This window comes from Hydrogenophaga taeniospiralis (genome assembly GCF_020510445.1).
Lineage (GTDB): Bacteria > Pseudomonadota > Gammaproteobacteria > Burkholderiales > Burkholderiaceae_C > Hydrogenophaga.
The window spans coordinates 2,115,350-2,139,663 of the sequence record NZ_JAHBAG010000001.1; the positions used below are offsets into that span (position 1 = coordinate 2,115,350).

14 protein-coding genes are annotated in these 24,314 nt (G+C 64.8%); 11 read left to right on the forward strand and 3 right to left on the reverse strand.

Annotation, left to right across the window (positions count from 1 at the left end; all coding sequences use genetic code 11):
• Positions 1–3: 3 nt before the first annotated feature.
• The 3 genes from ugpE to ugpB all read right to left on the reverse strand — a co-directional run bounded on the left by ugpE (position 4) and on the right by ugpB (position 3,206).
• Entirely contained in the window at positions 4–855 is an 852-nt protein-coding gene (gene ugpE / locus KIH07_RS10170) for a sn-glycerol-3-phosphate ABC transporter permease UgpE (RefSeq protein WP_226491855.1), read from the reverse strand.
• A gap of 62 nt (positions 856–917) precedes the next feature.
• On the reverse strand, positions 918–1,805 hold the full coding sequence (gene ugpA, locus KIH07_RS10175; RefSeq protein ID WP_226491856.1) for a sn-glycerol-3-phosphate ABC transporter permease UgpA: 888 nt from the start codon (positions 1,803–1,805) through the stop codon (positions 918–920).
• A gap of 90 nt (positions 1,806–1,895) precedes the next feature.
• On the reverse strand, positions 1,896–3,206 hold the full coding sequence (gene ugpB, locus KIH07_RS10180) for a sn-glycerol-3-phosphate ABC transporter substrate-binding protein UgpB (protein ID WP_226491857.1): 1,311 nt from the start codon (positions 3,204–3,206) through the stop codon (positions 1,896–1,898).
• A gap of 175 nt (positions 3,207–3,381) precedes the next feature.
• Here ugpB and KIH07_RS10185 point away from each other — a divergent pair, with 175 nt between their 5' ends.
• From KIH07_RS10185 to KIH07_RS10240, 11 genes are all read left to right on the forward strand, one after another.
• A complete protein-coding gene (locus KIH07_RS10185; RefSeq protein WP_226491858.1) occupies positions 3,382–7,287 on the forward strand; it encodes a DUF3683 domain-containing protein in 3,906 nt (1,301 codons plus the stop codon).
• A 26-nt stretch (positions 7,288–7,313) separates the two neighbouring features.
• A complete protein-coding gene (locus KIH07_RS10190; RefSeq protein ID WP_226491859.1) occupies positions 7,314–7,727 on the forward strand; it encodes a gamma-butyrobetaine hydroxylase-like domain-containing protein in 414 nt (137 codons plus the stop codon).
• 17 nt (positions 7,728–7,744) lie between these two features.
• Positions 7,745–8,476: a bifunctional demethylmenaquinone methyltransferase/2-methoxy-6-polyprenyl-1,4-benzoquinol methylase UbiE gene (ubiE, locus tag KIH07_RS10195; RefSeq protein WP_226491860.1), complete on the forward strand. Its 732-nt coding sequence runs from the start codon at positions 7,745–7,747 to the stop codon at positions 8,474–8,476.
• Between the two features lie 35 nt (positions 8,477–8,511).
• Positions 8,512–9,489, forward strand: coding sequence for a Tim44 domain-containing protein (locus KIH07_RS10200; RefSeq protein WP_226491861.1), 978 nt, complete (start codon positions 8,512–8,514; stop codon positions 9,487–9,489).
• Positions 9,490–9,595: 106 nt separating this feature from the next.
• The gene (locus KIH07_RS10205; RefSeq protein ID WP_226491862.1) at positions 9,596–10,195 is read left to right on the forward strand and encodes an SCP2 domain-containing protein; all 600 of its coding nucleotides are present in this window, start codon (positions 9,596–9,598) and stop codon (positions 10,193–10,195) included.
• A complete protein-coding gene (gene ubiB / locus KIH07_RS10210) occupies positions 10,192–11,757 on the forward strand; it encodes a ubiquinone biosynthesis regulatory protein kinase UbiB (protein ID WP_226491863.1) in 1,566 nt (521 codons plus the stop codon). The genes KIH07_RS10205 and ubiB overlap by 4 nt, the downstream gene beginning before the upstream one ends.
• 185 nt (positions 11,758–11,942) lie before the next feature.
• Positions 11,943–12,296 carry an FmdB family zinc ribbon protein gene (locus KIH07_RS10215; RefSeq protein WP_226491864.1) on the forward strand — a complete coding sequence of 118 codons (354 nt, stop codon included), beginning with the start codon at positions 11,943–11,945 and terminating at the stop codon, positions 12,294–12,296.
• Positions 12,297–12,310: 14 nt separating this feature from the next.
• A complete protein-coding gene (locus KIH07_RS10220) occupies positions 12,311–12,991 on the forward strand; it encodes a DUF502 domain-containing protein (protein WP_068176579.1) in 681 nt (226 codons plus the stop codon).
• Between the two features lie 51 nt (positions 12,992–13,042).
• A complete protein-coding gene (aspS, locus tag KIH07_RS10225; protein ID WP_226491865.1) occupies positions 13,043–14,845 on the forward strand; it encodes an aspartate--tRNA ligase in 1,803 nt (600 codons plus the stop codon).
• Between the two features lie 62 nt (positions 14,846–14,907).
• Positions 14,908–15,366 (forward strand): dihydroneopterin triphosphate diphosphatase, encoded by a 459-nt coding sequence (gene nudB, locus KIH07_RS10230; protein ID WP_226491866.1) that lies wholly within the window; start codon positions 14,908–14,910, stop codon positions 15,364–15,366.
• A 253-nt stretch (positions 15,367–15,619) separates the two neighbouring features.
• Positions 15,620–24,274 (forward strand): Ig-like domain-containing protein, encoded by an 8,655-nt coding sequence (locus tag KIH07_RS10240; RefSeq protein ID WP_264181829.1) that lies wholly within the window; start codon positions 15,620–15,622, stop codon positions 24,272–24,274.
• Positions 24,275–24,314 lie beyond the last annotated feature (40 nt).

The following is a 24,314-nucleotide window of genomic DNA, read 5'->3' on the forward strand; positions in this document are numbered from 1 at the left end:
GGCTTATTTCTCGGTGTCCACCAGGCCCTTGACGAACCAGCGCTGCATGAGCATGACGACCAGCGCGGGCGGGATCATGGCCAGCACGGCGGTGGCCATGACGATGTTCCAGTCGGTGGCCGCGTCGCCGCCGCTGATCATGCGTTTGATGCCGATCACCACCGGGTACATGCTCTCTTCGGTCGTCACCAACAGCGGCCAGAGGTACTGGTTCCAGCCGTAGATGAACTGGATCACGAACAACGCGGCGATCGAGGTGGTGGACAGCGGCAGCAGCACGTCCTTGAAGAAGCGCATCGGGCCCGCGCCGTCCATGCGCGCGGCCTCCACCAGCTCGTCGGGCACGGTCAGGAAGAACTGGCGGAACAGGAAGGTGGCGGTGGCCGAGGCGATCAGCGGCACGGTGAGGCCGGCGTAGGTGTTGAGCATGCCGAGGCTGGCCACCACCGCGTAGGTCGGCCCGATGCGCACCTCCACCGGCAGCATCAGGGTAACGAAGATCGCCCAGAAGAACAGCATGCGGAACGGGAAGCGGAAATACACGATGGCAAAGGCCGACAGCAGCGAGATGGCGATCTTGCCGATGGCGATGACCAGCGCGGTGATCAGGCTGACCATCATCATCCGGCCCACGGGCGCGTTCGACGCCGCGCCCATGCCGGTGCCTTTCAGCGCCGCTGTGTAGTTCTCGATCAGATGGCTTCCTGGCCACATCGACATCGGTGCCTGCAGGATTTCGGAGGCGGTCTGCGTGGAGGCGACAAAGGTCACGTACAGGGGGAAGGCCACCAAGAACACGCCCAGGATCAGGACCGTGTGCGAGAGCACGCGCAGCAGGGGATTGCGTTCGACCATTCAGTGGCCTCTGTTCGGCTGACAGCGCATGCGCCGGGGTCGGGACGTGTGACACCACATCATCAGTACTGCACTTTCTTCTCGACGAAACGGAACTGGATGATCGTCAAGACGATGACGATCACCATCAGCACCACGGACTGGGCGGCCGAGCCACCGAGGTCGAGGGCCTTGAAGCCGTCGTAGTAGACCTTGTAGACCAGGATGGCGGTGTCCCGCCCTGGCCCGCCCTCGGTGGCCGCGTCCACGATGGCGAAGGTGTCGAAGAAGGCGTAGACCACGTTGATCACGAACAGGAAGAAGGTGGTGGGCGACAGCAATGGGAACTGGATGGTCCAGAAGCGGCGCCACGGCCGCGCGCCATCGATGGCCGCTGCTTCAATCAGCGACTTGGGAATGCTTTGCAGACCGGCCAGGAAGAAGAGAAAGTTGTAGGAAATCTGTTTCCAGACCGCGGCGATCACGATCAAAGCCATGGCGTGGTCGCTGTCGAGCAGGTGATTCCACTCGAAGCCCAGGCCGCGCAACGCGTGGGAGACGATGCCGATGGACGGCGCGAACATGAACAACCACAGCACACCGGCCACGGCGGGTGCCACGGCGTAGGGCCAGATCAGCAGCGTGCGGTAGATCAGCGTGGCCTTGACCACCCGGTCGGCGAACACCGCGAGCAGCAGCGAGATACCGATGCCCAGACTGGCGACCAGCACCGAGAAGACGGCGGTGATCTTGAACGAAGCCAGGTAGGTGGGGTCGTCCAGCAGGTTGGCGAAATTCTGCAGACCCACCCACTCGGTGGACAGACCGAACGCGTCGGATTGCTGAAACGATTGCAGCAGCGCCTGGGCGGCCGGCCAGAAAAAGAAGACGGCGATCACCGCCACCTGGGGAGCCAACAGGACCCAGGGCAGCCAGGTCGAGCGGAAGACGACGCGTTTTTCAGAAGCCACGGTTTTTCATCAAAAATCCCCCGCCCAGGTAACTGGGCGAGGGAGGCGAGAAGACGAAGACAAGAGCGGCCGAGACCTCCCGGATCGAACTCAGTTGGCTTTCTCGAAGCGTTCCAGTTGTTCGTTGCCGCGGCTGACGATGGCGTCCAGGGCTTCCTTGGCCGACTTCTTGCCAGCCCAGACCTGCTCCAGTTCTTCATCCTCGATGGCGCGCACCTGGATGAAGTTGCCCAGGCGGATGCCGCGCGACTTGTCCGTGGTCTTGCGGATCATCTGGTTGACGGCGACGTCGGTCCCGGGATTCTGCTTGTAGAAACCCGACTGCTCGGACAGCGCGAACGACGCCAGGGTGATGGGCAGGTAACCCGTGCGCTGGTGGCTCTTGGCCTGGATCTCGGCATTCGTCAGGTAGTTGAAGAAGGTCGCCACGCCCTTGTATTCCGCAGGCTTCTTGCCGCCCATCACCCACAGCGACGCGCCGCCAATTACGGTGTTTTGCGGTGCACCGGCCACGTCCGGGTAGTAGGGCAGGGGCGCGATGCCGAAGTCGAACTTGGCGTTCTTCTTGATGCTCGCGTAGGTCGACGACGAGGCCGTGGCCATCGCACATTCGCCGGAGTAGAAAGACGCGTCGGCCTTGTTGCCGCGGCCACGGTAGACGAACAGGCCCTGCTTGGCCATGTTGGAGAGGTTCTCGACGTGGCGCACATGCAGCGGGCTGTTCACGGTCAGGCGGGCGCTGGTGCCGCCAAAGCCGTTGCCCTTGGAGGCGAACTCGGTGTTGTGCCAGGTGGAGAAGCTCTCCAGCTGGGTCCAGCCCTGCCAGCTGGTTGTGAAGGGGCAGCTCACGCCCGAAGCCTTGAGCTTGGCGGCGGCGAGTACCACCTCCGGCCAGGTCTTGGGCGGCTGGTTGGGGTCCAGCCCAGCCTTCTTGAAAAGGTCCTTGTTGTAGTTGAAGACGGTGGTCGAGCTGTTGAACGGGAAGCTCAGCATCTGGCCGTTGGGAGCCGTGTAGTAGCCCACCACGGCCGGGATATAGGCCTTGGGGTCAAACTTGTAGCCCGCGTCGGTGAGCACCTTGCCCACAGGCACCACAGCGCCCTTGGCGGCCATCATCGTGGCGGTGCCCACTTCAAACACCTGCAGGATGTGCGGCGCATTGCCCGCGCGGAAGGCCGCCACGGCGGCCGGCATGGTTTCGTCGTAGGTGCCCTTGTAGGTGGGCACGACCTTGTATTCCTTCTGGCTGGCGTTGAAGCCATTGGCGAGGTCAATCACCCAGTCGTTGAGGCCGCCGGTCATGGAATGCCACCACTGGATTTCGGTCTGTGCGTGGGCCGGACCGCTCATAAGGGTGGCGAGGGCCAGCAGGCCGGAGAGAGGAATGAATCGCTTGTGCATCAAGTGCTCCTTTTGGGACGTACAGAAGGCCGCAGGGTATCGGTCCCGTGTGACAAAACCATTGCACATGCGTTTCCAGAGCATGACAACAGGGGTTTCCACGAGGAGGGTGGGTGTTTGTTGCGCTGCGGTACCATCTAAGGTTCTGTACTGTCATGCTGGCGACTGCCACACAATGAACGCTCCCACGCCGCTTTCGCTCCTCGTTACCGCCGCCGACGACGCGCCACGCCTGCGCGAGATTCCGTACAACTACACCTCCTTTTCGGACCGGGAAATCGTGCTGCGGTTGTTGGGCGAGCGGGCCTGGGGACTGCTGGACGAGTTGCGCACCGAGCGCCGCACCGGGCGTTCCGCGCGCATGCTGTACGAGGTGCTGGGCGACATCTGGGTGGTGCAGCGCAACCCCTATCTGCAGGACGATCTGCTGGACAACCCCAAGCGCCGCGCCGCGCTGGTGGATGCCTTGCACCACCGCCTGGGCGAGGTGCAGAAGCGGCGCACACCACAGGACGATGCCGCGCGCGACACCCTGGTGGCCGAACTGCTCACCGCCGCCCGGGCCGCGGTCGACAGCTTCGCCCGTTCGTTCGAGGACATGGCCGCCTTGCGTCAGCGCGCCACCAAGGCGTTGCGCCGGCTGACGGCCAAGGACAACATCAAGTTCGACGGTCTTTCGCGTGTCTCGCATGTGACCGATGCGACCGACTGGCGCGTGGAATACCCGTTTGTGGTGCTGACCCCCGACACCGAGGCCGAGATGGCCGAACTGGTGCGCGGCTGCTTCGAACTCGGCCTGACCATCGTGCCGCGTGGTGGCGGTACCGGCTACACCGGTGGCGCGATCCCGCTGACCTGGAAGAGCGCGGTGATCAACACCGAAAAGCTCGAAGCCATGACCGAGGTGGAGTTCGTGGCGGTGCCTGGCCACGCCGAACCGCTGCCCACGATCTGGACCGAAGCGGGCGTGGTGACCCAGCGTGTGGCCGATGCGGCCGAGCGCGCCGGCCATGTGTTCGCGGTGGATCCGACCTCGGCCGAAGCCTCGTGCGTGGGCGGCAACATCGCCATGAACGCCGGCGGCAAAAAGGCCGTGCTCTGGGGCACGGCGCTGGACAACCTGGTGAGCTGGCGCATGGTGACGCCGCAGGCGCAGTGGCTCGAAGTCACGCGCCTGGACCACAACCGCGGCAAGATCCACGACGCCGAAGTGGCCACCTTCGAACTCAAATACTTCGAGGCCAACGGCAAGACGCCGGTGCGCACCGAACAGCTGGTGATCCCCGGCTCGACCTTCCGCAAGGAAGGCCTGGGCAAGGACGTGACCGACAAGTTCCTCGCCGGCCTGCCGGGCATCCAGAAAGAAGGCTGCGATGGCCTGATCACCAGCGCGCGCTGGCTGGTGCACCGCATGCCCGAGCACGTGCGCACCGTGTGCCTGGAGTTCTTCGGCAACCCCAAGGACTGCGTGCCGTCCATCGTGGACATCAAGGACTTCATGTTCGCCGAGATGAAGCGCCCCGGCGGCGCCATTTTGGCGGGTCTGGAACACCTGGACGACCGCTACCTGAAGGCCGTGGGCTACGCCACCAAGAGCAAGCGTGGCACCTTGCCCAAGATGGTGCTGGTGGGCGACATCGTGGGCGACGACGCCGACGCTGTGGCCCGCGCCACCAGCGAGGTGATCCGCCTGGCCAACGGCCGCAGCGGTGAAGGCTTTGTGGCCATCAGCGCCGAAGCGCGCAAGAAGTTCTGGCTCGACCGCAAGCGCACCGCGGCCATCAGCAAACACACCAACGCCTTCAAGGTGAACGAAGACGTGGTGATTCCGCTGCCGCGCATGGGTGAGTACACCGAGGGCATCGAGCGCATCAACATCGAGCTCTCGCTGCGCAACAAGCTCAAGCTGTGCGAAGCGCTGGAGGCCTTCTTCACCCGCGGCCAATTGCCGCTGGGCAAGACCGACGACGCCAACGACATCCCCAGCGCCGAGCTGCTGGAGGATCGCGTGCAGCAGGCGCTGGCGCTGGTGCGCGAAGTGCGCTCGCTCTGGGCCGGCTGGCTGCGCGACGTGGACACGCTGTTCCCGCGACTGCAGGACCATTCGTTGCGCGCGAGCTGGAAGACGCAGATCCGCGCGCCCTTGCAGGGCATCTTCACCGGTGCGGCGTTCGGCCCGATCCTGGCCGAATGCACGGCGATCCACCAGCGCGTGCTCAAGGGCCGGGTCTGGGTGGCGCTGCACATGCACGCGGGTGATGGCAACGTGCACACCAACATCCCTGTCAACAGCGATGACTACGAGATGCTGCAGACCGCGCACGAAGCGGTGGGCCGCATCATGGTGCTGGCGCGCAGCCTGGACGGCGTGATCTCGGGCGAACACGGCATCGGCATCACCAAGCTGGAGTTTTTGACCGACGACGAGCTGCGCCCCTTCGCCGAGTACAAGGCCAAGGTGGACCCGGAAGGCCGCTTCAACAAGGGCAAGCTGATTCGCGACCTGTCGGGCGTGAAGGGCCTCGCCGCCGACACCAGCCTGCGCAGCGCCGACCTTTCCAACGCCTACACCCCCAGCTTCGGCCTGATGGGCCACGAGTCGCTGATCATGCAGCAGAGCGACATTGGCGCCATCGCCGATTCGGTCAAGGACTGCCTGCGCTGCGGCAAGTGCAAACCGGTTTGCGCCACGCACGTGCCGCGCGCCAACCTGCTCTATTCGCCGCGCAACAAGATACTGGCCACCTCGCTGCTGGTCGAGGCCTTCCTGTACGAAGAGCAGACGCGCCGCGGCATCAGCATCAAACACTGGGAAGAGTTTGAAGACGTGGCCGACCACTGCACGGTCTGCCACAAATGCCTCTCGCCGTGCCCGGTGAAGATCGACTTCGGCGACGTGACCATGAACATGCGCAACCTGTTGCGCAAGATGGGGCAGAAGAGCTTCCGCCCGGGCAACGCCGCGGCCATGTTCTTCCTGAACGCGACCAACCCCGAGACCATCAAGTTCATGCGCTCGGCCATGGTGGGCGTGGGCTTCAAGGCCCAGCGCCTGGCCAACAACGTGTTGAAGCTCGCCGCGCGCAAGCAGACCAGCGCGCCGCCGGCCACGCTCGGCCCGGCGCCGGTCAAAGAGCAGGTGATCCACTTCATCAACAAGAAGATGCCGGGCGGCCTGCCGAAGAAGACCGCGCGCGCCTTGCTGGACATCGAGGACAAGGACTACGTGCCAATCATTCGCAACCCGGTGGGCACCACGGCCGAGACCGAAGCGGTGTTCTATTTCCCGGGCTGCGGCTCCGAGCGCCTGTTCAGCCAGGTGGGGCTGGCCACGCAGGCCATGCTCTGGCACGCGGGCGTGCAGACCGTGCTGCCACCGGGCTATTTGTGCTGTGGTTACCCGCAGCGCGGCTCGGGCCAGTTCGACAAGGCCGAAAAAATCATCACCGACAACCGGGTGCTGTTCCACCGCGTGGCCAACACGCTGAACTACCTGGACATCAAGACCGTGGTGGTGAGCTGCGGCACCTGCTACGACCAGTTGCAGGGTTACGAGTTCGAGAAGATCTTCCCTGGCTGCCGCATCATCGACATCCACGAATACCTGCTCGAGAAGGGCATCACGCTGCCGGCCGCGAATGGACAGGGTGGGGGCGGTTACCTGTACCACGACCCCTGCCACACGCCCATGAAGCTGCAGGACCCGATGAAGACCGTCAAGGGCCTGATGGGCGACAACGTGGTTGAAAGCAAACGCTGCTGCGGCGAGAGCGGCACGCTGGGCGTGACGCGGCCCGACATCTCGACCCAGATCCGCTTCCGCAAGGAAGAAGAGATCAAGAAGGGCGAAGCCACGCTGCGCGCCGCCGGCACCGTGGGTGCCAAGGACAACATCAAGATGCTGACCTCCTGCCCGAGCTGCCTGCAGGGTCTCAGCCGCTACACCGACGACCTGAACAACGGCCTGCTGGAGGCTGACTACATCGTGGTCGAGATGGCCAACCAGATTCTGGGCAAGGACTGGCTGCCCGACTATGTGGCCCAGGCCAACCAGGGCGGCATTGAGCGCGTGCTGGTCTGAACATCGCCAACCAACCGGAGACAGCCATGGCAGGACTCGACAAGAACACCCCGACCCCGCAGGACATCACGGTGCACAGCCAGTCCCGCGTGCTCGAGATCGGCTTTTCCGACGGCAGCCAGTTCCGCATTCCCTTCGAGCTGATGCGGGTGTATTCCCCGTCGGCCGAGGTGCAGGGCCACGGCCCGGGCCAGGAGGTGCTGCAGACCGGCAAACGCGAGGTGGGCATCGTGGCGCTGGAGCCGGTGGGCAACTACGCGGTGCAACCCACCTTTTCCGATGGTCACGACAGCGGCATCTTTTCCTGGGATTACCTGTATTTCCTGGGGGTGAAGCAGGACGAGCTCTGGGCCGACTACAACGCCCGCCTGCAGGCGGCCGGCGTGGACCGCGATGCCCCGATGCCCGAGAAGGCCGGGCACGCCTGCGGCAGCCACTGAGCGGACAAGAGGACACCATGGCAACCACACATTTCGGATTCAAGTCGGTCGACGAAGCTGAAAAAGCGCAGCGCGTGCGCAGCGTGTTCGACTCGGTGGCCCCCAAATACGACGTGATGAACGATCTCATGTCGGCCGGCCTGCACCGCGTCTGGAAACGCTACACGCTCACCGTGGCCAACCCCCAGCCGGGCGATCAGGTGCTCGACATCGCTGGCGGCACGGGCGACCTGTCGCTGGCGTTCGCCAAAAAGGTAGGCCCCACGGGGCGCGTGGTGCACACCGACATCAACGAGGCGATGTTGAGCGAGGGGCGCAACCGCCTGCTCGACCTGGGGGTGGTGTTGCCCACGCTGGTGTGCGATGCCGAGCAACTGCCGTTTGCCAGCAATTCCTTTGATTTCGTGTCGGTGGCGTTTGGTCTGCGCAACATGACGCACAAGGAACTTGCGCTGGCCGAGATGCATCGCACCCTGAAGCCGGGCGGCAAGTTGCTGGTGCTGGAGTTTTCCCGGGTGGCCAAGCCACTGGAAAAGGCCTATGACTGGTATTCGTTCAACGTCCTGCCCAAACTGGGCAAGCTGGTGGCCAACGACGAGGAGAGCTACCGCTACCTCGCCGAGTCCATCCGCATGCACCCGGGGCAGGAAGAGTTGCGACAGATGATGAAGACGGCGGGGTTCGGGCACGTGGACGTGCACAACCTGAGCGCCGGTGTGGTGGCCCTGCACATGGGCATCAAGTGTTGATTCGGTGTTTTAGACGTCAATAAAGGGACAGGACAATGAGCAGGTTGTGGGCGATTCTTCTGGTGTGCGCCATGGTGATCGGGGCGCAGGACGCCTCGGCCAAACGCATGGGCGGCGGTTTGTCGTTTGGCAAACAGTCGGGCAATGTGACGCAGCGCAGCACCGCACCCACGAGCACCCCGCAGCAGGCACCGGCTCAGAACGCCACCACCCGTCCGGCCACCAGTCCGGCCGCGGCCACGACGCCCAAGCGCCCCTGGGGGGCCATGCTGGGGGGGCTGGCGGCGGGTCTCGGCCTGGCCTGGCTGGCATCCTCCCTGGGCCTGGGCGAAGGCTTCGCCCAGGTGCTGTTGCTGGTCCTGGTGGTGGGGCTGGGGATTGCCGTGGTCCGCCTGTTCATGCGCCGCCATGCGCCGGCGGCTTCCGCCTCGGGCATGGCCTACCAGGTGGCTGGGGGGGGATCGGGGCAGGCCACCACCCCACGTGGTTACAGCCCGAAAAACGTGGGCAATGACGCTTCGGCCCGGCCCTGGGAGCGCCATTCCGCTCCGGCCGATGTCGGCTCGCCGGCTTCCAACGGTGGCTCCATGATCGGATCGGCCCTTGCCGGCTCGCAGTCCTGGGGTGTGCCGGCCGGGTTTGACGCCGAGGGTTTCCTCAAGGCTTCCAAGGCCAACTTCATCAGCCTGCAGGACGCCTGGGACCGTTCGGACATCCCCAGCCTGCGCGCCATGATGACCGACGGCATGCTGGAGCAGATCAAGGGCCAGCTCGCCGAGCGCGAGCGCGCCGGTGGCAGCGTCGTGAACAAGACCGAAGTGGTCATGCTCGATGCCCAGTTGCTGGGCATCGAGGAACTGGACGACGAATACATGGCCAGTGTGGAGTTCTCCGGCCTGATCCGCGAAGACGTCTCCGCCGGCCCCAATCCGTTCCGGGAAGTCTGGAACATCACCCGGCCCAAGAGCGGTCCGGGCGGCTGGCTGGTGGCCGGGGTGCAGGCCCTTCAATAACGGGGCCGTGGCGGGAGAGGCCCGCGTTATCCGTCAAAATCGGGGGGTCATGAAAAATGCACCCCCCGTTTTTTCGTCCGGCCCCGCCTCGGGCAGCCGATCTCCCATGGGCTTTCTGCAATCCCTGCTGGGCAGCATCCGTCCTCCCGACTGGGTGGTCGATGAGCTGCAGAACCGGCTGGTGCTGTTCCTCAACCATGTGTTGATGCAGGAGCCGCAGGCCCAGGAGCGCCTCAAGCGCCAGAAGGGCAAACCGGTGCGCATGCAATGGGGCGACTTCCACCTCACGATCGCGGCCACGCCCGCCGGCCTGCTGGAACGCCCGGCGGCCGATGCGCAGGCCGAGCTCACGGTGACCCTGACCCAGACCTCGCCATTTGCGCTGGCGCAGAGTGTGATAGCGGGCGACAAGCCGGGCGTGGACATCCAGGGCGACGTGCAGCTCGCCGCTGAAGTGGCCTGGCTGGTGGACAACGTGCGCTGGGACGTGGAAGAAGACCTCTCGCGGGTGGTGGGTGATGCCACCGCGCACACGATCAGCCGCTTCGCACGCGCCGCGTCGCAGGCGGTCAAGGCCTTTGTGGCGCGTTGGCCTGTGGGCTTCCCGCCCCGATCGTCCTCGGCGCAAACGCCAGCGGTGCCGTCCACGGCGGCGCCATCGGCCGGCGGCGGCAACCCCCCGGGTGGTGGCGGAAACCAGGCATGACGCGCCTGTTTCGCGGCGCCTTCATCGTCTGGGTGGTCTTGCGCTACGGGCTCGATGAGCTCGTGTTGTCCAGCTTCCGGCACCCTGGCCTGCGTCTGCTGACGCGCCTGGTCTCCATCGGCCGCAATCTGAACGCGCCGCCCGGTCAGCGTCTGCGAGAGGCGCTGGAGCGCCTGGGCCCCATCTTCGTCAAGTTCGGTCAGGTGCTCTCCACGCGGCGCGATCTGCTGCCGCCCGACATTGCCGACGAACTGGCCCGCCTGCAGGACCGCGTGCCGCCTTTTCCCAGCGCGGTGGCGGTCGCGGCCATCGAGCGCGCGTTCGGCAAGCCGCTGGACGCGGTGTTCACACACTTCGAGCAGGCGCCGGTGGCCAGCGCGTCCATCGCCCAGGTGCACTTCGCCACGCTGCGGGACGGCCGTCACGGTGGCCGCGAGGTGGCGGTGAAGGTGCTGCGCCCGAACATGCTGGCGGTGATCGAAAAAGACCTCAGCCTGATGCGCATGATGGCGGGCTGGGTCGAGAAGCTGTCGGCCGACGGCAAACGCCTGAAGCCCCGCGAAGTGGTGGCCGAGTTCGACAAGTACCTGCACGACGAGCTGGACCTGTTGCGCGAAGCCTCCAACGCGGCCCAGTTGCGCCGCAACATGCAGGGGCTGGACCTGGTGCTGATCCCCGAAATGCTCTGGGACTACTGCCACACCGACGTGATGGTGATGGAGCGCATGCACGGCCTGCCGATCAACAAGGTGGACGAGCTGCGCCGCCGGGGTGTGGACATCCCGAAGCTGGCGCGCGACGGCGTCACGATCTTTTTCACCCAGGTGTTTCGCGACGGCTTTTTCCATGCCGACATGCACCCGGGCAATATCCAGGTCAGTGTCGATCCGGCCACCTTCGGGCGCTACATCTCGCTCGACTTTGGCATCGTCGGCACGCTGACCGAGTTCGACAAGGAATACCTGGCGCAGAACTTCACGGCCTTCTTCCGGCGCGACTACAAACGGGTGGCCGAGCTGCACATCGAAAGTGGCTGGGTGCCCCCAGAAACCCGGGTGGACGAGCTCGAATCAGCGATCCGCGCGGTCTGCGAACCGTATTTCGACCGCCCGTTGAAGGAGATTTCGCTGGGCATGGTGCTGATGCGACTGTTCCAGACCTCGCGGCGCTTCCATGTGGAGATCCAGCCGCAGCTGGTGCTGCTGCAGAAGACCCTGCTCAACATCGAAGGTCTGGGCCGCGACCTGGACCCGGAGCTGGATCTGTGGAACACCGCCAAGCCCTTCCTTGAAAAGTGGATGATTGAGCAGGTCGGCCCGAAAAAGCTGCTGGAGCAGCTCAAGGCCGAGGCGCCGCATTACGCCAAGCTGCTGCCCGCCTTGCCCCGCCTGGTGCACGACTTCCTGCAGCACCGCCCGCACGAGCTGCGGCGCGAACTCGACACCTTGCTGACCGAGCAGCGCCGCACCAACCGGCTGCTGCAGGCGATCATGTGGGGCGGCATCGGTTTCCTGATCGGGCTGATCGTGATGCAGGTGTTGCTGCGCGTGCGGCTCTGGTAGGGCCGGCCGGTGGTCGGCGGGCGCCGATTCCGCCCGGGGCTTGCGCCTGGGAGAACAGGCCCCAATTTATAATGACGGGTTTTGTTCATTAACCCCTGCGGGCCAGCGCCCGCCGGGTCGGGCCCGATACCCGCCGGCGATACGACCATTGCCGGTCCGGGCCCGGTTTTCCAACAGGTTCCGCCATGCCGATTTATGCCTACAAGTGCGCGTCCTGCGGCCATGCCAAGGACGTGTTGCAGAAGATGTCCGACGATCCGTTGAGCATCTGCCCGGCCTGTGGCCAGGCCAGCTTCCAGAAACAGCTCACCGCGGCCGGTTTCCAGCTCAAGGGCTCGGGCTGGTACGTGACCGACTTCCGGGGCGGCAACGGTGGAACGACCGCGCCTGCGGTGGCCGGTGCCGAAAACGGCGCCGGCGCGGCCGATGGCGCCGCCAAACCCGCCAGCGAGTCCACCGCCAGCCCTGCAGCGGCCAGCCCGGCGGCACCGGCCGCGGCGGCGCCAGTGGCCAGTTCGCCCCCGACGACCTCCACCTGAAACCCCCGCGCGCCATGTTGTCCCTGCGCAAATGGCTCCTGGCCGGCCTGCTGGTCTTGGTGCCCCTGATCATCACCCTGTGGGTGCTGGACTGGGTCGTCAGTACGCTCGACCAGACCCTGCACATCCTGCCCGCCTCCTGGCAGCCCGACCAGTGGCTGGGCTTTCACATCCCCGGTCTGGGCGTGATCTTCGCCGTGGTGGTGGTGCTCTCCATTGGCGCGCTGGCCTCGAACATCATCGGCAACCGGCTCATCAACTGGTGGCATGCGCTGCTGCACCGCATTCCGGTGGTGCGCTCCATCTATTCGGGTGTGAAGCAGATTTCCGACACCCTGTTTTCCGAAAAGGGCAATGCCTTTCGCAAGGCGCTGTTGGTGCAGTGGCCGCACGAAGGCATGTGGACCATCGCCTTCCTGACCGGCACGCCGGCCGGCGATGTGCTGCGCCAGTTGCAGAGCCAGCCCGGTGGCGCCACCGGAAGCGATGAGTTCCACAGTGTGTTCGTGCCCACCACGCCCAACCCGACCGGTGGCTACTTCGTGATGGTGCGCAAGAGCGCCTGCGTGGAGCTGCAGATGAGCGTGGACGAAGCCCTGACCTACATCGTGTCCATGGGGGTGATCGTGCCCGGTGGTCCGAGAAATGCCCAGTTCAAGGCGGCCACCCCGGGCGCCACCCCGAATCCCACCTGATGTTTTCCCGCCGTCGACGACGGCGAAATTGTTGTTGAAAGAAGTACCGACATGGCCATGCGTTCCCACTATTGCGGTCTGGTGACCGAAGCCCTGCTGGGCCAAACCGTGCAGCTGTGCGGCTGGGTCAACCGCCGCCGCGACCACGGTGGCGTGATCTTCATCGACCTGCGCGACCGCGAAGGTTCTGTGCAGGTGGTTTGCGACCCCGACCGCGCCGAGATGTTCAAGACCGCCGAAGACGTGCGCAACGAGTTCTGCGTGCAGGTGACCGGTCTGGTGCGCGCGCGCCCCGAGGGCACGACCAACGACAACCTGAAAAGCGGCAAGATCGAGATCCTGTGCCACGAGCTCAAGGTGCTCAATGCCTCGGTCACGCCGCCGTTCCAGCTCGACGACGACAACCTGAGCGAAACCACGCGCCTGACGCACCGCGTGCTCGATCTGCGCCGCCCCTACATGCAGAACAACCTGATGCTGCGCTACCGCGTGGCCATGGAAGTGCGCAAGTTCCTGGACGCCAACGGGTTCATCGACATCGAAACGCCGATGCTGACCAAGAGCACGCCCGAAGGCGCGCGCGACTACCTCGTGCCCAGCCGCGTGCACGACGGCCATTTCTTTGCGCTGCCGCAGTCGCCTCAGCTGTTCAAACAGCTGCTGATGGTGGCCGGCTTCGACCGCTACTACCAGATCACCAAGTGCTTCCGCGACGAGGACCTGCGCGCCGACCGCCAGCCCGAGTTCACGCAGATCGATATCGAGACCTCGTTTCTGACCGAGGAAGACATTCGCGACATGTTCCAGGGCATGATCAAGACGGTGTTCCAGAACACGCTGGGTGTGGATCTGGGCGAGTTCCCGGTCATGGCCTACAGCGAAGCCATGCACCGCTTTGGCTCCGACAAGCCCGACCTGCGCGTCAAGCTCGAATTCACCGAGCTGACCGACGTGATGGCCGATGTGGACTTCAAGGTCTTCAGCGCTCCGGCCACGATGAAGAACGGCCGTGTGGTCGCCCTGTGCGTGCGTGGCGGTGCCGAGATCAGCCGCAGCGAGATCGACGCCTACACCGAGTTCGTCAAGATCTATGGCGCCAAGGGCCTGGCCTGGATCAAGGTCAACGAAGTGGCCAAGGGCCGCGACGGCCTGCAGAGCCCGATCGTGAAGAACCTGCACGACGCGGCCGTGGCCGAAATTCTCAAGCGCACCGGCGCGCAGGACGGCGACATCATCTTCTTTGGTGCCGACAAGGCCAAGGTGGTGAACGACGCCATCGGCGCGCTGCGCCTGAAGATCGGCCACAGCGCCCTGGGAAAGAAAAACGGCCTGTTCGAAGACCGCTGGGCGCCGATGTGGGTGGTGGACTTCCCGATGTTCGAGCACGACGAAGAGGCCGACCGCTGGACCGCCGTGCACCACCCGTTCACCGCTCCGAAGGATGGCCACGAGGATTGGATGGTGACTGCGCCAGAGAAGTGCATCGCCAAGGGCTACGACATGGTGCTCAACGGCTGGGAAATCGGTGGTGGCTCGGTGCGTATCCACACCGCCGCGGTGCAGCAGAAGGTGTTCGACGCGCTCAAGATCACACCCGAAGAAGCCCAGCTGAAGTTCGGCTTCCTGCTGGACGCGCTGCAGTACGGTGCGCCCCCGCACGGCGGCCTGGCCTTCGGCCTGGACCGCATCGTCACGCTGATGACCGGTGCCGAGTCGATCCGCGACGTGATCGCCTTCCCCAAGACCCAGCGTGCCCAGTGTCTGCTGACGCAGGCGCCCAGCCTTGTGGACGAGAAGCAGCTGCGCGAGTTGCACATCCGCCTGCGCAACGTGGACCTGGCCAAGACCGCCTGATCGCGGAGGAGGCCGCAGAATGAGGGCGCTGGTTCAGCGCCCTTTTTTTATGCCAAGCCGTCATGGTTGAAGCCCGTTTTTTCAAGATTCCGCAGTCCGTGCTGGTGGTGATCCACACCCCGGCGTTGGAGGTTTTGTTGATCGAACGCTCCGACGCGCCGGGGTTCTGGCAGTCGGTGACCGGTTCCAAGGACGCGCTGGACGAGCCGTTCGAGGCCACGGCCGTGCGGGAGGTGCGGGAAGAAACCGGTCTGGATGCGTGTGCGCCGGGCCACGTGCTCACCGACTGGGCGCTGGAGAACGTCTATGAGATCTACCCGCAGTGGCTGCACCGCTACGCGCCGGGGGTGACGCACAACACCGAGCACCTGTTCGGCCTGTGCATTCCGCGGCCGGTACCGGTGTTGTTGAACCCGCGTGAGCACCGGGCCCAAGTCTGGTTGCCCTGGATCGAAGCGGCTGACCGTTGTTTTTCTGCATCAAATGCCGAGGCCATTTCCTGGCTGGAATGCTTTCGTTGACACAAGATGAAACCTGAACCAGGGGCATTCCTGTGAAGCAGGATGCGCTACAGGCTTGAGTTGTTTAGGCCTCAAAAACACAACAAACAGGGCGATCACTGGTAGAAAATCACGAAAAAACGGTTGTATTTCCTGATTTACCGAACTCCAGATGTTGTAGTGCGTTTCTTTTTTGATAGGCTCGCCGGTAGAACTTTGGTTACACCTTGTAAATGTAGCGAGAGTTACATGGTGCAACTGTTTGTAGGCGAGCATGAACAAAACTTACAAGTCGATCTGGAACGAAACCCTCGGAACCTATGTGGCCGCTGCGGAAACCGCAGCCGCCACCGGACGCAAGACCTCCCCGGGACGCAAAGCCCGGCGGGTGCCGGCCAGAGCCCATGCGGGGCAGCTGGCGCTGGAGCAGCGCATCGTGTTCGACGCGGCCTTGCCCGCGACCCTGGTTGAGACGCAAAGCGAGTCCAGCGCAGGTCAGAGCGACCCCTTGTATGAGGATCTGGACCAGCTCGAAGCCGACGACACAGCGCCAGAACCCGGTGTGGTGTCCGAAGAGCAGGGTGTTGATGAGGCGGCCCCCTTGCCCGAGGTGGAGGCTGCGACCGCGCCTGTGTCCGGGACCGATGAGACCGAGGCCGCTGCAGACGAGGCGGATGCCGACACGGACGAAACCGAAACCGCCACCGAGGTGGAGGGCGCTTCTGTCGAAGCCGACGATTCGGCCGATGCCGGGTCGGACGACCCCACGCAGGCCGAGCCTTCAGACGATGGGGTGGAGACCGCGGCCGGCGAGACCGAAATGGTCGAGGCGGTTGAGACCGAGCGCACGGAAGTCATTTTTGTGGATCCGGCGGCCGGGGACATCACGGAATACCTGGACACGCACCCTGGCGAGGTCCATGTGCTCGACCCGGATCGTGACGGTGTTGAGCAGATCGCCGAGATTCTGGATGGCCGTACCGGCATCGACGCCATCCACATCGTCAGCCACGGGAGCGATGGGCAAGTTTTTCTGGGGTCCAGCACGCTGAACACGGACACCCTCTCGAACAACTACGGCGATGAAATGGATGTGATCGCCGCGGCCCTGAGCGAAGACGCGGACATCCTGATCTACGGTTGTGACGTGGCGTCCACGGAGGCCGGCGTTGAGCTGATGCAGGGCTTGTCCGACGCGACGGGTGCCGATGTGGCCGCTTCCACCGATGCGACCGGGGCGACCGAGATGGGGGGCGATTGGGTGCTCGAGGCCCAGGACGGCCAGATCGAGACGGAGGCCCTGGACATTGGCGCCTGGCAGGGCTTGCTTGGCACGACGATCTCCATCACGGGCAGCAACGTCACAAGCACCGGCTCGGGTTTTACGGTGACGGCCTACAACCTCGACGGCACGCCGGGAACGGTTGCCGTGCTGACGGGGACGCCCCCAGGATTCGGGGTGGCTGGTGCTCAAGTCAATGGGGACCCAGGGGAGATCGGTGAGCAGGGCGGACTCGCTGAACGTCTGGAAATCAGTTTCGACGGGCAGGTGACCAGCGCGGATGTCTGGCTTGCCTGGCAGAACTCCACCGAATCTGCGGTGGTGAATCTGTACCAGGGTGGGACTTTGGTTGGAACCTGGACGCGAGGTGTGGGCGCAGGCAACGACGCAACAGAAGGACCGTTCACGATGGACGCTGGAGGGGTTCCGTTTGACCGAATGGTCTTCACGGTGCCCACCAACAACGCTGGCGTCGCTGACGATTACCTGGTCAACCGGGTTGACTTCGTCCTCATGCGTCCGCCCGAAGCGCAGAACGACGCCTTCACGACGGGGGAAGACACGGCCGTCAACGGTAATCTGTTTGCCAACAACGGCAATGGAACTGACAGCGACCCCGATGGTGACAGCTTCACGGTGACGGCCAACACCGATCCGGCCAACGGCACAGTGGTGGTCAATGCCAACGGCGGCTTCACCTACACGCCCAACGTCAACTTCAACGGCACGGACAGCTTTACCTACACCATCACCGATGCCGACGGCGGCACCAGCACCGCCACGGTGTCGATCACGGTCAACCCAGCGAACGACCCGCCGGTGGCCGTCGATGACGCGATCACCGTTGCCGAAGACACCCCGTTCACCTCGGTGGTGGACCTGGACGCCAACGACACGGACCTGGACGGTGACAGCCTGACGGTGGTGCCCGGCACCTTCACGACCACGGCCGGTGGAACCATCGTGATCGCGGCCAACGGCAGCTACACCTACACGCCGCCGGCCAACTTCAACGGCAGCGACAGCGTCAACTACACCGTGACCGACGGCAGCGCCACCGACGTGGGCACGCTGAACATCACGGTGAACCCAGCCAACGATCCTCCGGTGGCCGTTGACGACAGCATCACGGTCGCGGAAGACACCCCGTTCACCTCGGTGGTGGACCTGGACGCCAACGACACCGATCTGGACGGTGACAGTCTGACGGTGGTGCCCGGCACCTTCACGACCACGGCCGGTGGAACCATCGTGATCGCGGCCAATGGCAGCTACACCTACACGCCACCCGCCAACTTCAATGGCAGCGACAGCGTCAACTACACGGTCACCGACGGCAGCGCCACCGACGTGGGCACGCTGAACATCACGATCACGCCAGCCAACGACCCACCGGTCGCGGTCGATGACGCCATCACGGTCGCGGAAGACACGCCGTTCACCTCGGTGGTGGACCTGGACGCCAACGACACCGATCTGGACGGTGATGCCCTGACCGTGGTGCCGGGTACCTTCACGACCACCGCCGGTGGAACCATCGTGATCGCGGCCAACGGCAGCTACACCTACACGCCGCCGGCCAACTTCAACGGCAGTGACAGCGTCAACTACACCGTGACCGACGGCAGCGCCACCGACGTGGGCACTCTGAACATCACGATCACGCCAGCGAACGACCCGCCGGTGGCTGTGGACGATGCCATCACGGTCGCGGAAGACACCCCGTTCACCTCGGTGGTGGACCTTGACGCCAACGACACCGATCTGGACGGTGACAGCCTGACGGTGGTGCCGGGCACCTTCACGACCACCCAGGGTGGCACGATCGTGATCGCGGCCAACGGCAGCTACACCTACACGCCGCCGGCCAACTTCAACGGCAGCGACTCGGTGAACTACACGGTCACCGACGGCAGCGCCACCGATGTGGGCACGCTGAACATCACGATCACCCCGGCCAACGACCCACCGGTCGCCGTGGACGACGCCATCACGGTGGCGGAAGACACCCCGTTCACCTCGGTGGTGGATCTGGACGCCAACGACACCGATCTGGACGGTGATGCCCTGACCGTGGTGCCGGGCACCTTCACGACCACGGCCGGTGGAACCATCGTGATCGCAGCCAACGGCAGCTACACCTACACACCGCCGACGAACTACACCGGGGCGGACTCGGTGAACTACACCGTGACCGACGGCACGGCGACCGATATCGGAACTTTGAACATCTCGGTGGGGCCGGCCAACGATCCACCGGTCGCGGTCGATGACAGCATCACGGTCGCCGAAGACACGCCGTTCACGTCCATCGTCGATCTGGACGCCAACGACACGGACCTGGACGGCGACAGCCTGACGGTGGTGCCTGGCACCTTCACGACCACCGCTGGCGGGACCATCGTGATCGCGGCCAACGGCAGCTACACCTACACGCCGCCAGTGAACTTCAATGGCAGCGACAGCGTCAACTACACGGTCACCGACGGCAGCGCCACCGATGTGGGCACGCTGAACATCACGATCACCCCGGCCAACGACCCACCGGTCGCCGTGGACGACGCCATCACGGTGGCGGAAGACACCCCGTTCACCTCGGTGGTGGACCTGGACGCCAACGACACCGATCTGGACGGTGATGCCCTGACCGTGGTGCCGGGTACCTTCACGACCACCGCTGGCGGGACCATCGTGATCGCGGCCAACGGCAGCTACACCTACACGCCGCCGGCCAACTTCAATGGCAGCGACAGCGTCAACTACACGGTCACCGATGGCAGCGCCACCGACGTGGGCACGTTGAACATCACGGTGAACCCAGCCAACGATCCTCCGGTGGCTGTGGACGATGCGATCACGGTGGCCGAAGACACGCCGTTCACCTCGGTGGTGGACCTGGACGCCAACGACACCGATCTGGACGGTGACAGCCTCACGGTGGTGCCCGGCACCTTCACGACCACCCAGGGTGGCACGATCGTGATCGCCGCCAACGGCAGCTACACCTACACGCCGCCGGCCAACTTCAACGGCAGCGACTCGGTGAACTACACCGTGACCGACGGCACGGCGACCGACATCGGTACGCTGAACATCACAGTTGGCCCGGCCAACGACCCACCGGTCGCGGTCGATGACGCGATCACGGTCGCGGAAGACACACCGTTCACGTCCATCGTCGATCTGGATGCCAATGACGCGGATCTGGACGGTGATGCCCTGACCGTGGTGCCCGGCACCTTCACGACCACGGCTGGCGGGACCATCGTGATCGCGGCCAACGGCAGCTATACCTACACGCCGCCGGCCAACTTCAACGGCAGTGACAGCGTCAACTACACCGTGACCGACGGCAGCGCCACCGACGTGGGCACTCTGAACATCACGATCACGCCGGCCAACGACCCACCGGTCGCGGTCGACGACGCGATCACGGTCGCCGAAGACACACCGTTCACGTCCATCGTCGATCTGGATGCCAACGACACGGATCTGGACGGTGATGCCCTGAGCGTGGTGCCCGGCACCTTCACGACCACCCAGGGTGGCACGATCGTGATCGCGGTCAATGGCAGCTACACCTACACGCCACCGACGAACTACACCGGGGCGGACTCGGTGAACTACACCGTGACCGACGGCACGGCGACCGATATCGGAACTTTGAACATCTCGGTGGGTCCGGCCAACGACCCACCGGTCGCGGTGGACGACGCCATCACGGTGGCGGAAGACACCTCGTTCACGTCCGTCGTCGATCTGGACGCCAACGACACCGATCTGGACGGGGACAGCCTGACGGTTGTGCCGGGTACCTTCACGACCACGGCTGGCGGGACCATCGTGATCGCAGCCAATGGCAGTTACACCTACACGCCGCCGGCCAACTTCAACGGCAGCGACAGCGTCAACTACACCGTGACCGACGGCAGCGCCACCGATGTGGGCACGCTGAACATCACGGTGAACCCAGCCAACGATCCTCCGGTGGCTGTGGACGATGCGATCACGGTGGCCGAAGACACCCCGTTCACCTCGGTGGTGGACCTGGACGCCAACGACACGGATCTGGACGGTGATGCCCTGAGCGTGGTGCCCGGCACCTTCACGACCACCCAGGGTGGCACGATCGTGATCGCGGTCAATGGCAGCTACACCTACACGCCACCGACGAACTACACCGGGGCGGACTCGGTGAACTACACCGTGACCGACGGCACGGCGACCGATATCGGAACTTTGAACATCTCGGTGGGTCCGGCCAACGACCCACCGGTCGCGGTGGACGACGCCATCACGGTGGCGGAAGACACCTCGTTCACGTCCGTCGTCGATCTGGACGCCAACGACACCGATCTGGACGGGGACAGCCTGACGGTTGTGCCGGGTACCTTCACGACCACGGCTGGCGGGACCATCGTGATCGCAGCCAATGGCAGCTACACCTACACGCCGCCGGCCAACTTCAACGGCAGCGACAGCGTCAACTACACCGTGACCGACGGCAGCGCCACCGATGTGGGCACGCTGAACATCACGGTGAACCCAGCCAACGATCCTCCGGTGGCTGTGGACGATGCGATCACGGTGGCCGAAGACACCCCGTTCACCTCGGTGGTGGACCTGGACGCCAACGACACGGATCTGGACGGTGATGCCCTGACGGTGGTGCCCGGGACCTTCACGACCACCGCTGGCGGGACCATCGTGATCGCGGCCAACGGCAGCTATACCTACACGCCACCGACGAACTACACCGGGGCGGACTCGGTGAACTACACCGTGACCGACGGCACGGCGACCGATATCGGTACGCTGAACATCACAGTTGGCCCGGCCAACGATCCACCGGTCGCGGTCGATGACAGCATCACGGTCGCAGAAGACACACCGTTCACGTCCATCGTCGATCTGGACGCCAATGACACGGATCTGGACGGTGATGCCCTGACCGTGGTGCCCGGCACCTTCACGACCACCCAGGGTGGGACGATCGTGATCGCGGCCAACGGCAGCTATACCTACACGCCGCCGGCCAACTTCAACGGCAGTGACAGCGTCAACTACACCGTGACCGACGGCAGCGCCACCGACGTGGGCACTCTGAACATCACGATCACCCCGGCCAACGACCCACCGGTCGCGGTCGACGACGCGATCACGGTCGCAGAAGACACGCCGTTCACGTCCATCGTCGATCTGGATGCCAACGACACGGATCTGGACGGTGATGCCCTGAGCGTGGTGCCCGGGACCTTCACGACCACCGCGGGCGGAACCATCGTGATCGCCGCCAACGGCAGCTACACCTACACGCCGCCGACGAACTACACCGGGGCGGACTCGGTGAACTACACCGTGACCGATGGCACGGCGACCGATATCGGAACTTTGAACATCTCGGTGGGGCCGGCCAACGATCCACCGGTCGCGGTCGATGACAGCATCACGGTCGCCGAAGACACACCGTTCACGTCCATCGTCGATCTGGATGCCAATGACACGGACCTGGACGGGGATGCGCTGAGCGTGGTGCCCGGGACCTTCACGACCACCGCTGGCGGGACCATCGTGATCGCGGCCAACGGCAGCTACACCTACACGCCGCCGGCCAACTTCAATGGCAGCGACAGCGTCAACTACACGGTCACCGACGGCAGCGCCACCGATGTGGGCACGCTGAACATCACAGTTGGCCCGGCCAACGATCCACCGGTCGCGGTGGATGACGCCATCACGGTGGCGGAAGACACCCCGTTCACCTCGGTGGTGGATCTGGACGCCAATGACACGGATCTGGACGGCGACAGCCTGACGGTGGTGCCGGGTACCTTCACGACCACGGCCGGTGGAACGATCGTGATCGCCGCCAACGGCAGCTACACCTACACACCGCCAGCCAACTACATAGGTAGCGACTCGGTGAACTACACCGTGACCGACGGCACGGCCACCGATATCGGCACGTTGAACATTTCGGTTGGCGCGGCCAACGACCCGCCGGTGGCCGTGGACGACAGCATCACGGTGACGGAAGACACGCCGTTCACCTCGGTGGTGGATCTGGACGCCAACGACACGGACCTGGATGGCGACAGCCTCACGGTGGTGCCCGGCACCTTCACGACCACGGCCGGTGGAACCATCGTGATCGCGGCCAACGGCAGCTACACCTACACGCCGCCGGCCAACTTCAATGGCAGCGACAGCGTCAACTACACCGTGACCGACGGCAGCGCCACCGACGTGGGCACGCTGAATATCACGATCACGCCAGCCAACGATCCTCCGGTCGCGGTGGATGACGCCATCACGGTCGCGGAAGACACGCCGTTCACGTCCATCGTCGATCTGGATGCCAATGACACGGATCTGGACGGTGATGCCCTGAGCGTGGTGCCGGGCACCTTCACGACCACCGCGGGCGGAACCATCGTGATCGCGGCCAACGGCAGCTACACCTACACGCCGCCGGCCAACTTCAACGGCAGCGACAGCGTCAACTACACCGTGACCGACGGCAGCGCCACCGACGTGGGCACGCTGAACATCACGGTGAACCCAGCCAACGATCCTCCGGTGGCTGTGGACGACGCCATCACGGTGGCGGAGGACACACCGTTCACCTCGGTGGTGGACCTGGACGCCAACGACACCGACTTGGACGGCGACAGCCTGACGGTGGTGCCCGGCACCTTCACGACCACGGCCGGTGGAACCATCGTGATCGCAGCCAACGGCAGCTACACCTACACACCGCCGGCCAACTTCAACGGCAGCGACAGCGTCAACTACACCGTGACCGACGGCAGCGCCACCGACGGGGGCACGCTGAGCATCACCGTCACGCCGTCCAACGACCCACCGGTGCCGGCACCAACACCCGCACCCACCCCGACGCCATCTCCCGCGCCGGCCCCAGCCCCGGCCCCAGCTCCCGCTCCGGATGCACCGGACCAGCCCGGCAAGGAAGGGTCGCCGACCCCTGGCCCCAGTTCTGCGCCGGAACCCCTGGCGCCCTCCAGCCCCGTGGTGCACGTCTCGTTCGCGGTGGGCGAGTCCAACACGGGCAGCAGTTTGTCGACGTCTTTGGGATCGCTCCCCGCAGGCTCCCCGCTGCAGGCCGAGGCCCTGGCACAGGTGCCCGACAGCCTGATGTTCGACGCTGGATTGCGTGGCGATGTGGGTGATCTGCAGGTCATCGTGCCTGCGCTGCACGTGCAGCACGCCGTGAGGCACCAGCCGATCGTGATGGAGCGGGGCTTGTTCGTGCAGCACGCGGTGCGTGCCTCGCAACTGGAGTCGCTGGTGCGAAGCGCAATGATCGATGCGCACAGCTCGGCCACCACCACCTTGCTCAACCCCTTCGCCCTGGGGGCGCCGGCGCCGCTGGACGCCCAGACGCGGGCCGCCCAGGCGCCTGCGGGTGAAACGCGCAACGACGCCGGGACACGCAGCGCGCCGCCCGACACCGCGGCCCCCCCGGCCGAAGCCGACCGGGTGGAATCCCCGCACGACAAGGAACCGGCGGTCAAACCCAAGGCCGCGGCCGGGTTCAAGGCCCAGTTGCAGCGCCTGGCCAACGACCGCGCCCGTGGCGAGCGCCCCGTCACACGTGCTGTGGCACGCCCTGCGGTCAGCGCCTGAACACCGAACCGAACACCCTCTATCCGATTCTTTAGGACAA

Coding starts and splice junctions, on each gene's coding strand:
- KIH07_RS10185 (WP_226491858.1), top strand. CDS start 3,382: ATGAACGCTCCCACGCCGCTTTCGCTCCTCGTTACCGCCGCCGACGAC.
- KIH07_RS10205 (WP_226491862.1), top strand. CDS start 9,596: ATGGGCTTTCTGCAATCCCTGCTGGGCAGCATCCGTCCTCCCGACTGG.
- KIH07_RS10190 (WP_226491859.1), top strand. CDS start 7,314: ATGGCAGGACTCGACAAGAACACCCCGACCCCGCAGGACATCACGGTG.
- KIH07_RS10215 (WP_226491864.1), top strand. CDS start 11,943: ATGCCGATTTATGCCTACAAGTGCGCGTCCTGCGGCCATGCCAAGGAC.
- nudB (WP_226491866.1), top strand. CDS start 14,908: ATGGTTGAAGCCCGTTTTTTCAAGATTCCGCAGTCCGTGCTGGTGGTG.
- ugpE (WP_226491855.1), bottom strand. CDS start 855: ATGGTCGAACGCAATCCCCTGCTGCGCGTGCTCTCGCACACGGTCCTG.
- KIH07_RS10240 (WP_264181829.1), top strand. CDS start 15,620: ATGAACAAAACTTACAAGTCGATCTGGAACGAAACCCTCGGAACCTAT.
- ubiB (WP_226491863.1), top strand. CDS start 10,192: ATGACGCGCCTGTTTCGCGGCGCCTTCATCGTCTGGGTGGTCTTGCGC.
- ubiE (WP_226491860.1), top strand. CDS start 7,745: ATGGCAACCACACATTTCGGATTCAAGTCGGTCGACGAAGCTGAAAAA.
- ugpB (WP_226491857.1), bottom strand. CDS start 3,206: ATGCACAAGCGATTCATTCCTCTCTCCGGCCTGCTGGCCCTCGCCACC.
- KIH07_RS10200 (WP_226491861.1), top strand. CDS start 8,512: ATGAGCAGGTTGTGGGCGATTCTTCTGGTGTGCGCCATGGTGATCGGG.
- aspS (WP_226491865.1), top strand. CDS start 13,043: ATGGCCATGCGTTCCCACTATTGCGGTCTGGTGACCGAAGCCCTGCTG.
- KIH07_RS10220 (WP_068176579.1), top strand. CDS start 12,311: ATGTTGTCCCTGCGCAAATGGCTCCTGGCCGGCCTGCTGGTCTTGGTG.